At 67.2% G+C, this 11,934-nt stretch carries 9 protein-coding genes and 1 tRNA gene; 1 reads left to right on the forward strand and 9 read right to left on the reverse strand.

Features of this window, described 5'->3' with window-relative positions; genetic code table 11:
- Window positions 1–2,540: non-ribosomal peptide synthetase (locus E3T23_RS03780; RefSeq protein WP_134369083.1), on the reverse strand; the 2,540-nt coding region annotated here is incomplete at its 3' end.
- Between the two features lie 122 nt (window positions 2,541–2,662).
- Window positions 2,663–3,520 (reverse strand): Cof-type HAD-IIB family hydrolase, encoded by an 858-nt coding sequence (locus tag E3T23_RS03785; protein WP_166806192.1) that lies wholly within the window; start codon window positions 3,518–3,520, stop codon window positions 2,663–2,665.
- 261 nt (window positions 3,521–3,781) lie between these two features.
- Here E3T23_RS03785 and E3T23_RS03790 point away from each other — a divergent pair, with 261 nt between their 5' ends.
- Window positions 3,782–6,136 carry an FdhF/YdeP family oxidoreductase gene (locus E3T23_RS03790; RefSeq protein ID WP_134369085.1) on the forward strand — a complete coding sequence of 785 codons (2,355 nt, stop codon included), beginning with the start codon at window positions 3,782–3,784 and terminating at the stop codon, window positions 6,134–6,136.
- 5 nt (window positions 6,137–6,141) lie between these two features.
- Here E3T23_RS03790 and E3T23_RS03795 read toward each other — a convergent pair whose 3' ends face one another.
- From E3T23_RS03795 to E3T23_RS03825, 7 genes are all read right to left on the reverse strand, one after another.
- The gene (locus E3T23_RS03795; RefSeq protein ID WP_134369086.1) at window positions 6,142–6,456 is read right to left on the reverse strand and encodes a DUF6457 domain-containing protein; all 315 of its coding nucleotides are present in this window, start codon (window positions 6,454–6,456) and stop codon (window positions 6,142–6,144) included.
- Window positions 6,457–6,597: 141 nt separating this feature from the next.
- Entirely contained in the window at window positions 6,598–7,677 is a 1,080-nt protein-coding gene (locus E3T23_RS03800) for a YihY/virulence factor BrkB family protein (protein ID WP_134369087.1), read from the reverse strand.
- Between the two features lie 112 nt (window positions 7,678–7,789).
- Window positions 7,790–7,861: transfer RNA gene (locus tag E3T23_RS03805), tRNA-Arg, on the reverse strand.
- 159 nt (window positions 7,862–8,020) lie between these two features.
- Window positions 8,021–8,947, reverse strand: coding sequence for a CHAP domain-containing protein (locus E3T23_RS03810; protein WP_166806193.1), 927 nt, complete (start codon window positions 8,945–8,947; stop codon window positions 8,021–8,023).
- Between the two features lie 224 nt (window positions 8,948–9,171).
- Window positions 9,172–9,669 carry an HNH endonuclease gene (locus E3T23_RS03815; protein ID WP_134369089.1) on the reverse strand — a complete coding sequence of 166 codons (498 nt, stop codon included), beginning with the start codon at window positions 9,667–9,669 and terminating at the stop codon, window positions 9,172–9,174.
- Window positions 9,670–10,030: 361 nt separating this feature from the next.
- On the reverse strand, window positions 10,031–10,744 hold the full coding sequence (locus E3T23_RS15435) for a C40 family peptidase (protein ID WP_198416175.1): 714 nt from the start codon (window positions 10,742–10,744) through the stop codon (window positions 10,031–10,033).
- Between the two features lie 430 nt (window positions 10,745–11,174).
- On the reverse strand, window positions 11,175–11,882 hold the full coding sequence (locus E3T23_RS03825) for an iron-dependent transcriptional repressor DtxR (RefSeq protein ID WP_134369090.1): 708 nt from the start codon (window positions 11,880–11,882) through the stop codon (window positions 11,175–11,177).
- Window positions 11,883–11,934: the final 52 nt, after the last annotated feature.

The raw sequence follows: 11,934 nt of genomic DNA on the forward strand, positions 1-11,934 counted from the left end.
CAGCGGCTCCCGCGCGGCGGGCGCTCGGCCGGCCAGGAGCCGCGGGCGGCGCCCACTCGGGCGGCCGGGGACCCCGCCCAGCGTTCGCCCGGTGGCACCGGCCCGGAGACGGCCGAGGCCGGCTCGATCACGGCGCCACGCCCGATGTCGGCGCCGCCGAACAGGGCGCTGCGGGAGCCGACCGTGGCGCCGGCGCCGATCCGCACCCGCCCGATGCGCAGCACGTCGCCGTCGATCCAGTATCCGGACAGGTCCGTCTCGGGTTCGATGGCCGCCCCCTCGCCGATTTCCAGCATCCCGGTCACCGGCGGCAGGGAGTGCAGGTCCGCGTTCGGGCCGATGCGGGCGCCGAGGGCCCTGGCGTAGTAGCTGATCCACGGGGCACCGGCCAGGCTCACGGCGTCCGAGAGCAGCGCCACCTGCTCGGCGAGCCACAGGCGCAGGTGAACGGACCCGCCGCGCGGGTAGTTGCCCGGTGCCACGCCGCGCAGCAGCAGCCGGGCGGCGACGACGGAGATGACCATCTTGCCGGGCGGGGTGACGAAGATCACGAACCCGAGCGCCACCCACCACCAGGAGATCGTGGGCGCGAAGGAGGCACCGGCCCAACCGGCGAGCAGGTTGTTCGCCGCCGCCAGGTAGACCAGCCAGCGTGCGCCGACCAGCACGTGCAGCGGCACCCCCAGCAGGGTGAGGGCGAGACCGCTACGCCGGGGTACCGGCAGAACCTCTCGCACCGCGCTCGGTGCCGCGGGTGCGCGGCCGTCGAGCTCGTCGGCGAGGGACCCGATCCGGGGGTAGTCGTAGATGTCGGAGACGCGGGTGTCGGGGAACCGCCCGCGGATGGTCGAGACGAACTGGGCCGCGGAGAGCGATCCGCCGCCGTGGGCGAAGAAGTCCGCGTCGGGGCCGTCGGCCGGCACTCCGAGGATGGCCGCCCAGCCGGCGGCGAGCCACTCAGCCGTGGGCGAGAACGCCTCCGCCTGCTCGCCGCCGGCGGCCGGCAGCGGCCAGGGCAGGGCGCCGCGGTCAACCTTGCCCGAGGTGCGGGTGGGAAGTTCGTCGACGACATGCAGCAGGGGCACGAGCGCGGCCGGCAGCTCTTCCCGCAGACGGATGTTGGCCGCCGACCGGTCGAAGACGGCCCCCTCCACCTGGGCGAGGTAGCCGACCAGGATCTGGTTGCCGGCCGGGGTTCTCTGCACGACCGCGGCGGCCCCGGCCACTCCCGGGAGCGCGCGCAGCGCAGCCTCGATCTCGCCGAGTTCGATCCTCCGGCCGCCGAGCTTGACCTGGTCGTCGGCCCGGCCGACGAACACGAGGCCCTCCTGTTCGTAGCGCACCAGGTCGCCGCTGCGGTAGGCGCGGTTCCAGCCCAGCTGGGCGTGCGGGGCGTACTTCTCGGCGTCCTTGCCGGCGTCGAGGTAGCGGGCCAGCCCGACCCCGCCGATGATGAGCTCCCCCGTCTCGCCGTGGGCCACCCGGGTGCCGGCGGCATCCACCACGGCGAGGTTCCAACCGGCGAGGGGCAACCCGATCCGCACCGGTCCCCGGCCGTCGAGCAGGGAGGCGCAGGCGACGACGGTGGCTTCGGTCGGGCCGTAGGTGTTCCAGACCTCCCGCCCGCGCACGGCGAGGCGCGCGGCGAGCTCGGGTGGGCAGGCTTCGCCGCCGAAGATCAGCAGCCGCACCCGCTCCAGCGATTCCTCCGGCCACAGCGCCGCGAGGGTCGGGACCGTCGACACCACGGTCACGCCGTGCTTGATCAGCCACGGGCCGAGGTCGACGCCCGAGCGCACCAGGGAACGGGGCGCCGAGACGAGGCAGGCGCCGTTTCGCCAGGCCAGCCACATCTCCTCGCAGGACGCGTCGAAGGCCACGGACAGGCCGGCCAACACCCGGTCCGCGGGCCCGATCGACTCGGACCGGAGGAACAGGTCGGCCTCCGCGTCGACGAACGCGGCGGCGGAGCGGTGGGCCACCGCCACCCCCTTGGGCACCCCGGTGGAGCCGGAGGTGAAGATCACCCAGGCATCATCGTCGGGAGTCGGCATGGCGCCGATGGTGCCGGCGAGGGCCAGGTCGTCGCCGGGCGCCAGCGTCCGTTCGGCGAACAGTTCCGCGTCGATGCCGCTGCGCACCTCGAACACGCCTCGCGGCCCGATCACCCCCACCACCCGGGCCTCGCCGAACACGAGCCGGGCGCGTTCCTCGGGGTCGTCGGCGTCGACCGGCACGTAGGCGGCGCCGACCAGGAGGGTCGCCAGGATGGAGAGGTACAGTTCCCGGGTTCCCGACGGGATCCGGATGCCCACGGTGTCGCCGCGGCGCACCCCGCTGCGGCCCAGCTGCACCGCCTGCTCGGTGACCAGGCGCATCAGGTCCCGGTAGTTGAGGGCCCCGTCGACGTCTTCGAGGGCGAGGGCGCTCGGATGCCGGGCGGCGGTTTCGAGGAGAATGTCGACGAGGGTGCGGGCCGGAGGTGCGCGGTGTCCGGCCGCGAGCACGTCCTGGCCGGGCTGAATCGGGGTCAGGGTCACGCAGGCTCCTCGTCGGGGTCGCGATGCCAGTCACCGCGCGCCATCAGTTTAGAACGCTCGGGTGACGGGGAGGTGTCCGTTACCGGACCCCGCGTCACTCGCTTCGTGGGCGCGCCTCCCGGTCAGACCAGACCGTTTCGGCGGAAGGCGTTCCAGACGCCGTCCTCGAGCACGGAGGTGGTGACCTCGTCGGCGTGGGCCTTGACGGCATCCGTGGCGTTGCCCATGGCGATGCCGACCCCGCAGACCTGCAGCATCTCGATGTCGTTGCTGCTGTCGCCGATGCCGATGGCGGATGCCGCGTCGAGGCCGAGCCGGTCGAGCAGCCGCAGGATCGTGGAACCCTTGTTCACGCCGTTGAGCGTCACCTCGCCGCTGCCGCGGCCCATGTGCGGGATGGTGCCGGTGATGACATGGAAGTCAGCGCTGAGCGCTTCCGAAACACGGTCGTACGCCCGGAGGTCGCCGGCGAGGAACACCGACTTGGCGATGCCCGTGAGGCTGTACGGGCGAACATCGGCGAAAGCCTTCAGCGCCGGGTTTGCAGCGGCACCGGTGACGGATGCCGGGTCGGACGCGGTTCCCGCCTGCCGTCTGCTGTCGGACGCGTAATACTCCGCGAAGCGGTCGTGCACGCCGGGGCTCGGGTAGAGCTCGTCGAAGGACTGCAGGTAGAAGTCATACCCGGACTCCTCGTAGAAGCCGATCATCCGGGTGACCGCTTCTGCGGGCATCGTGCGTTCGATCACAAGGTCATCGCCGATTTCCGCGAACCCTCCGCCGGAGCTGATGGCTCCGTCGAATCCGATCTCACGGATCGCCGGGTAGATCTCGACCGACGCCCGCCCCGTGCTGAGGTACACCAGGTGCCCGTTGTGTCTGGCGGTGCGCACCGCCTCGATGGTCGAGTCTGCGATCTCCGAGCCGGTCTCGATCAGGGTGCCGTCGACGTCGACGAATGCGATGCGGGGGGAAATCATGAGGTGCTCCAGACGAGGTCGTCTCCGGGCCGTTGCATCATCGGAGACGACCGGAGCGGGGTGATCGTGCATGACGACGCTATCTGAGATTCAGTTCCATGCTCCACGACGGCACCCGCACTCCCGACGACACCCCACAATCGCCCGACGAAAAGTGGCATTCCTTTCCGATGACCCTCGTCGGGTGATTACTGTTGATCGGGGGTGCAACCCCGCCTTCGGGGGCCTCCTTCGAAGTTACTGGATCTGAAGGGGACGGCCATGGTGAGCAAGACTCCGAAAATTGAGGAAGCCGACGAGAGCCAACTCGAGGTCAGTAAGCCCAAGGAATGGGCCGCCGGAATCCCCGGCGTAGTGCATTCCCTTGTGCCGGCGCTCGAGCACATGGGAGTCGACCGCACCCGGAAGACATTGCTTGCCATGAATCAGAAGAAGGGCTTCGACTGCCCCAGTTGCGCCTGGCCTGACCCGCACCACCGCAAGGCGTTCGAATTTTGCGAGGAGGGCGCCAAAGCCGTCACCTGGGAGGCGACTCCCGTCGTCATCGGTCCTGACTTCTGGGCCGAGCATTCCGTGAGCGACTTGCGGGGACGAAGCGAGTACTGGCTTGGCATACAGGGCCGGCTGACCGAGCCCGTTTACAAGCCCGCCGGTGAGGACCACTACCGCCCCATCCCCTGGGACGAGGCAATCGAACTGGTCGCCACGAAGCTCAACGCCCTGGCCTCCCCGGAGGACGCGGCCTTCTACACCAGCGGCCGCACGTCCAACGAGGCGGCGTTCCTGTACCAGCTGTTCGTGCGCGGTTACGGCACCAATAATCTGCCGGACTGTTCGAACATGTGCCACGAGTCCTCCGGCTGGGGCATGGGCCAGACAATTGGCATCGGCAAGGCAACGGTCACCTTTGACGATTTTGCGGCGGCGGACCTGATCATTTTGATGGGTCAGAACCCGGGCACGAACCATCCCCGAATGCTCAACGAGCTGGAGGCCTGCAAGCGCAATGGAGGCTCCCTGGTCGCTGTGAACCCCCTGCCCGAGGCGGGGCTGAAGCGGTACAAGAATCCGCAGACGGTCCGCGGCGTCGCCGGTAAAGGCACCGAATTGGCCGACCAGTTCCTGCAGATCAGGCTTGGCGGCGACATGGCCCTACTTCAGGCCGTTTCCAAACGGGTACTCGAGGCCGAGGCCCGGAACCCCGGCACGGTTTTGGACCACACGTTTTTGGCGGAGCACTGCGAAGGCCTTGAAGACCTGAAAGAGCACCTTGCTCAGCTCGACGAGCAGGAGGTGCTCGACGCGACCGGTCTGCGGATCGAGGAGATCGACGAGCTCGCCGAGCGCTACCTGAAAGCGGACAAGGTCATCATCACCTGGGCCATGGGTATCACGCAGCAGAAGAAGGGGGTCGCCACCATCAAGGAGATCATCAACCTGCTGCTGCTGCGCGGCAACATCGGCAAGCCTGGGGCCGGTGCGTCCCCGATCCGCGGCCACAGCAACGTCCAGGGCGACCGGACCATGGGCATCTGGGAGCAGATGCCCCCTGCGTTCATGGACGCCCTGGGGAGGGAGTTCGACTTCGAACCTCCACGGCAGCACGGTGCCGACGCCGTGGAAACGATCCGTCGCATGCGGGAAGGAAAAATCAAGTTCTTTCTGGCCCTCGGTGGAAACCTGGTAGCGGCGATCTCGGACACGCAGGCAGCGGAAGCGGCGATGGAAAATTGTGACTTCACCGCCCAGATCTCCATCAAGCTCAACCGTTCCCACACCGTCACCGGCAAAGCAGCCCTCATCCTCCCCACGATGGGCCGGACTGAGATCGACGTTCAGGAGACCGGCACGCAGTTCATCTCCGTCGAGGACACCGTGTGCGCGGTGCACGCGTCCTGGGGCACTGTGGAACCTGTTGCGCACACACTCCTGTCCGAAGTCACGATCATTTCTCGGCTCGCCAAAGCGACCCTCGGTGACAGGATCAACGCCGACTGGGACGGCTTCGAGAAGAATTATGACTTGATCCGCGATCACATTTCCCGGGTCGTGGAGGGGTGTGAGAATTACAACGAGCGGATCCGGGAAGACGGCGGCTTCATCATGCCGAACGGCCCCCGCGATTCCCGCACCTTCAACACACCCACCGGCAAAGCCGTGTTGACCGCGAACGACTTGGAGCCGGTGGAACGGCCCGTGGGGACCCTGATCCTGCAGACCCTGCGTTCCCATGATCAGTGGAATACGACCATCTACGGCTTCAACGATCGATACCGCGGCATCCGGAAGGGCCGCGACGTCATCATGGTCAACGCCGAAGACATCACCGAACTCGGTTTGGCCGACGGACAGCTGGTGGACATCGTCGGCGAGTACAAGGACGGCAAAAATCGCGTACTGCGAAAATTCCGCGTGGTCTCCTACCCGACGCCGCGCGGGTGCGCCGCTGCTTACTATCCGGAGGCCAACGTCCTGGTGCCGCTTGATCACGTCGCGGATGGCAGCAACACGCCGGTCTCGAAGGCGGTCATCGTTCGCCTGAAGCCGTCCGAGTCCGTGGCTGAACCGGCTGGGCCGGCGGCGACGACCAGTGCCGGGACAGCCGCCCCGGCCTAGCGCCTTTACTGGGCTGAGTCCACCCAGCCCTGGTTGTCCGGGCCGCCCTGAGTGCCATCGGCCACGAGCCCGTGGACCTTCTTCAGGGCGGTCTCGACGGCGGACTGAACGTTCTTCTTGCCGCTATTGGTCGCCTGTCCGGCAGCGAAGCCCACAATGAAGGTACTGACGGGTCCGGCGGAGGGACTCACCGACCGTGATTCCTCGGCCAGCCGCAGGATCGCCTGGGTGTCGACTTCGAGGTCCAGGATCTGCAGGGCCTGCGTCAGCCGTCGACTCCACTGGTCCAGGGCCAGCTCTTCCTCGGATGAAACGGTCATCGGTTCTCCTCTTCTGGTGGCTCATCCCGGAAGGCCCCGAAACAGCATCCGTCAAGACTGGCACCGCCGGCGGCAATGCACAACGCGGGGCGCAGGGCGGGGGTGACGAGACTTATTTCGGGGCTTGCCAGGGACGCGCGTTCATTTCTTCTTCTTCGGTTCGGGGTCGTCACTCGTCTTGCTCTTCAGCCGCAGTCGTCGGCCGAGTGTGATATCCTCACGGGCCTTGTCGGCGGCCTTGTCGCTCTTGCGGGTGTCCCGCGGCGGCAGCTGGATCTCTTCTTCGGCGGCGATGCCCGCCTGCAGCTGCCGGCCCCGTTCCAGTTCGGCGTCGAATTCGGCGCCGAGAAGCAGGGCGAGGTTGGCTATCCAGAGCCAGAGCAGGAACACCACGATGCCGGCCAGGGAACCGTAGGTGCGGTCGTAGCTGGAGAAGTTGGCGACGTAGAGGCCGAACAGGAACGAGGAGATCACCAGGGTGATGAGCGCGAGTAACGCACCCAGGCTGATCCACCGGAACTTGGGCTGCTGGGCGTTGGGTGTTGCGTAGTACAGGATGGCGATGATCAATACGGCTGCCAGCGCCAGGATGGGCCACTTGATCACGGACCAGACGATCTGCACGGTCTGCCCCAATCCGAGCGCGCTGCCGAGGGCGTCGGTGACCGGACCCGACACGATCAGGGCAACGAGCACCACCACGATGAGCAGAATGCAGATCACGGTCACGCCCAGTTGCATCGGGCGCAGCTTCCAGAACGGCCGGCCCTCGTCGATTTCGTAGATGCGGTTCATGGCCCGGCTGAACGCACCGACGTACCCGGATGCCGACCATAGGGCCAGCAGGATGCCCACGACGAGGGCGACGCCGGCCGCCGGCGACGAGCTGAACTGCTCGAGCGGGCCCCGCAGCGTGTCGGCGGTCCCGCCGGGGGCGACCTGGTCGATGAGTGAGAGAATCGAGTTCGTCGAGTTCGCCCCCTGACCGAACACTCCCAGGAGCGAGACGAGCGCGATCAGTGCGGGGAAGATCGACAGCACGGCGTAGTAGGTGAGGGCGGCGGCGAGGTCGGGGCATTGATCGACCGAGAACTCACGCAGGGTCTTGCGCAGCACATACTTCCAGGACGGCTTCGCGATCTCGCTCAGGGAATCGGGTTTGCGGGAATCGTCGGGCGCCGGGGCCCCATCGCTCTTTTCGCGGGTGGTGTTTCTAACCATGGGGTGCTCTCCTCGGCTTCGCCAACGAACGATTTCTGATGGAGGTATGCCCGCCGCTTGCGGAACGGATCGGCGACGAAGCGATGCCGCTGCATCGACAGGTGAATCCGGGTGCCCCTGGAGGGATTCGAACCCCCAACCGTTTCCTTAGGACGGAACTGCTCTTCCGTTGAGCTACAGAGGCTGGCCCTTGAAGTTTAGCGGTTGTCCGCCGCCGCCGCAGCGCATCCGCCGTCTCGCGGCGCAGGGCAGAGAGAGCGGCGCACGTTCCACCTTGCGCCCGCTTCCACAGGGTGCGCCACGGGGCAGCGCAGCAGGGGCCGCGCGGCCGGTTCGCCGGCGGCTACTTGGGCGGGTAGAGGAAGAGCGGAACCTCACTGGCCGACACGGTGCGTGTGTTGTACGCGTGGCTGCCGTTCCAGTTGTATTCCTCGAGCACGACCGAACCGTCGCTGTTGACCGACTGCACATAGGCGACGTGGTTGTAGTTGAACCAGGCGACCGCGCCCACGACGGGAGTGTCACCGGTGGCCCAGCCGTGGTCGGCCCAGGCGCCGGCCCAGGCGCTCCCGTCTCCGCCGCCGGGGGTGAGGTTGCCCCAGGTCCAGGTCCATGGGGAGCCGCTCGACCCGGCGTCGCGATTGAGCCGCCACGCCACGAAATCCACGCATTCGCGGTAGTAGTAGCCGAGCGGGGACAGTCCGCCGCCCTGGTCGTCGGTGGCCCGGTCGTACCAGGGGTAGTCGTCGCCTTCGGCCCGCACGCTGTAGACGGCGAAGTCGGCGGCGGCCGATCGGGTCGCCGCGGCGGACTCCTGCGCAGCCAGGGAAGCCTGCGCGGCCTGCGCGGCCTGCGCGCGCTGGGCTGCGGCACCGCGCTGGGCGAGTTCCTCGGTCGTGGTCGCCGTGAAGCCGTCGCGGGCGACGGTGATGGCGGCGGCGCCACTGGCCACGGTGACACCCTGCGCCTCGGCACCCGACGAGGTCGCGGCGGCGGTTTCGCTGCCGCCGGGCGAGAACGCATAGGCGGGAAGACCGGCGGTGAGGAATAGTCCGGGGATGGCCAGCAGGGTCACCGCGATCTTCAGCGGCCTCCGCCGATGCGACCGGGGCACCGGGCGGGCGGCGGCGACTCTCGGCGGCGTGACCGGCGCGAGCCGATTGCTCCGCGTCACGATCGACGCCACGTCGACGTCTGGAATTGCGGTTTTCGCGCCCACATCCCGGATGCGAACGCCAACCGGCACCTCCACGCTCACCGGACTGATCACGGTGGCGTCCGCCTGGGCCGACGTTGCCTCGCGGTGCGCACGCAGCTCGCGGCGCGTGGGAGGAGAAATCGGGGTCTCTGGCGAACCAGAAGTGCCAGGTACGCCGGACTGGGGCAAAAGATGATCCTCTAACGCACCAAGATCGGAGTTCGGCGCTCTCCAACCTTAGGGGACCAGGACCGGGAAGTCACTTTCTGGCGTTACATCCCCGTTACATTTCGCGATCAGGCCGCGGGAGCCAGGAATTCGTCCCACTGCGGCAATGGTCGTTCAGCTCCGCGCACCACCCAGGTGCTGCCGACCGGCAATCCCGGGTGGAAGAGGAGCTTCCAACCCATCTCGGCCGGCGTACGGTCGCTTTTAAGGTTGTTGCAGCGCAGGCAGCAGGCCACGAGATTGTCCCAGGTGTCCCGGCCGCCCCGCGACCGCGGCAGCACGTGGTCGATCGTGCTGGCCGTCTTTCCGCAGTACCCGCACCGGTGCTCGTCCCGGCGCAGCACGCCCCGCCGACTGACCGGCACGGCCCGAGACCGCGGAATACGCACATACCGCGTGAGCAGGATGACACTCGGCCGCTCCCAGGAGCCGGACGCGGCACAGATCGGGTGCCCCTGGTCGGCCTGCACGATCGTTGCCTTGTGATTCATCACGAGCACGAGTGCTCGCTTGAAAGACACCACGGCAAGGGGCTCATACCCCGCATTGAGGACCAGTGTGCGCATGCGTTCCCTTTCGAAAAGGGCTGGACGGCTTCCAGCCATTCGAACTACGACAGTCAGCAAGAAGGAGCGAACAGGCAAACAAAAAGGGCGCCGTCACAATGACAACGCCCTACCGGCCACACCGTGTCCTCGACACGCGCAACTCAGGTGTGCTCGACTGCTCCGCCGCAACGCGGAGCGGCAGCGCACATCCATGGTGTGGATCGTGCGTCGCCCGCGCTTTGGCTCTCCCGAAAACTCGCAAAACATCAGAGCATCAGGTTAACCCACATTCGGCACCCCTGCGAAGTGACGGGCGCCGAATGTGCTACGTGTTACGAAACATTCATCTTGGGCCGGGCGGCCCTGTTGCTACGGGACTTCAGGTTCCGAGCCGGACAATGTAGTAAAAGCTGGTCCAGATCGGCTGTACACGCACGGACGCACCCTCATACGGGGCGTGCAGGATGTTGCCGTTGCCGGCATAGAAACCGTCGTGGCCGTCCATGATGACGAGGTCCCCCGGCTGGGCCTCCGAAACGGGGATCCGGGTGCCCGCCGCGCCTTGCCCGGTGGAGGAATGCGGCAGCGAAATGCCGAACTGCGCGTAGACGTACATGACGAGACCGGAGCAGTCGAACCCGGCCGGGGTGGCCCCGCCATAAACATAGGGAACGCCCTGGTAACCGGAAGCGACGCTGTAGACGGATCCCAGGTCGACAGTCGAGTAGGCAGGGGTGGCCAGGTAGTCGGCCGACGACGGTCCGGAATACGACGCTGCGTAGGAGGTCATCGCCGCAGCGGCTTTCTGTCGAAGCTCCTCGGCGGCCACCGCCTCGGCGGCGGCAACGGCTGACGCGGCGGCTGCCGCTTCAACCGCGGCCGCTTCGGCCGCAGCTGCCAGCTCCTCGGGGGTGGTGGCCGTGAACCCGTCGCGCGCGACGCTGACGGTATCGGCCAGGGCAGCAACCTCCACGGACTGCGCACCCGTTTGCGTCAACTCGGCCGACGCCGTGGCGGCGTGTTCCGCGTCGGTCGGGGCGAACGCATAGGCCGGGATGGCCATGGTCGCGACCAGCCCACCGGCGAGCGTCATGAGGACGATGTGCGCCACAGCACCGCGGCGGCGTGACCGTGGGACAGAGCGAGGACCGGCGGCCCGGAAGTGACTGAGCTCCGCATGTTCAATGTCACGGGGGATCGAACCGTTGGTGATGGATGTCGAGTTCGGGGCTCGATGGGACAGTCTGTTACCTGATGCAGCCAAAGTGTTGACCTCCGGCGCCTCGACAACACTAGGGAGTTGTCCCGTCCACTGCGCTCATCGCGGGTGTAAGAACCGAAGCAAGAGACGGGAAAGAAAGGCGACTTGATCCGTGCCCGTCGGCCGGAGGGCCTGTGGACGCCTCCAAGTTACGGGACGCTCATCCGTTTGTCACGCGAAATGCCATTCTTTCTAACAGATTGATAACGAAGTGGTGGGCAACGAGGGCACATCGGCAATGTCGACGGCAACGCCCACGCAGCTACGCGGCAGCGGCCGGAGTGGTGACGAAAATGTGACCGGCGACCTCGTTGGGCAGCTCGAGACCGACCTCGAACCCGTGCACCTGCACGAGCACGTAGGACCCCATGGCGGAGAAAACCCCCGTAGCCCCGGGGAGCACCCCGGAGTTCTTCAGCTGTGCCAGGAGTTCGGGGTCCACCTGTACGGGTTCGCCCAGGCGGCGCACGACGGCGGTGATCCGGCCGGTGGAACCGGCGACCAGGTCGACGAGGCTCGTCACCCCGGCCATGAACGCGACCGCCGGCGAATCGCCCAGCTCATCGAGGCCGGGGATCGGGTTCCCATACGGCGACTCGGTGGGGTGGCCGAGCATTTCAAGGATTTTGCGCTCCACCCGCTCACTCATGACATGCTCCCAGCGGCATGCTTCATCGTGGACGAATTCCCATTCGAGCCCGATCACGTCGCTGAGCAGGCGTTCCGCCAAACGATGCTTGCGCATCACGTGCACGGCCTTGCGGCGCCCGTCGACGGTCAGCTCGAGGTGCCGGTCGCCGGAGACGACTACGAGGCCGTCCCGCTCCATCCGGGCCACGGTCTGAGACACGGTCGGGCCGGAGTGCCCGAGGCGTTCGGAGATGCGAGCCCGGAGGGGAACAATGTTCTCCTCTTCGAGGTCGAGAATCGTGCGAAGGTACATTTCGGTGGTGTCGATCAGATCCGTCATGTCCAGCTTTCCTCTCGGCTCGGGTGCACTGCCCCACCTTATCGCCGCGGCT

Source organism: Cryobacterium cheniae, assembly GCF_004403395.1.
Classification (GTDB): domain Bacteria; phylum Actinomycetota; class Actinomycetes; order Actinomycetales; family Microbacteriaceae; genus Cryobacterium; species Cryobacterium cheniae.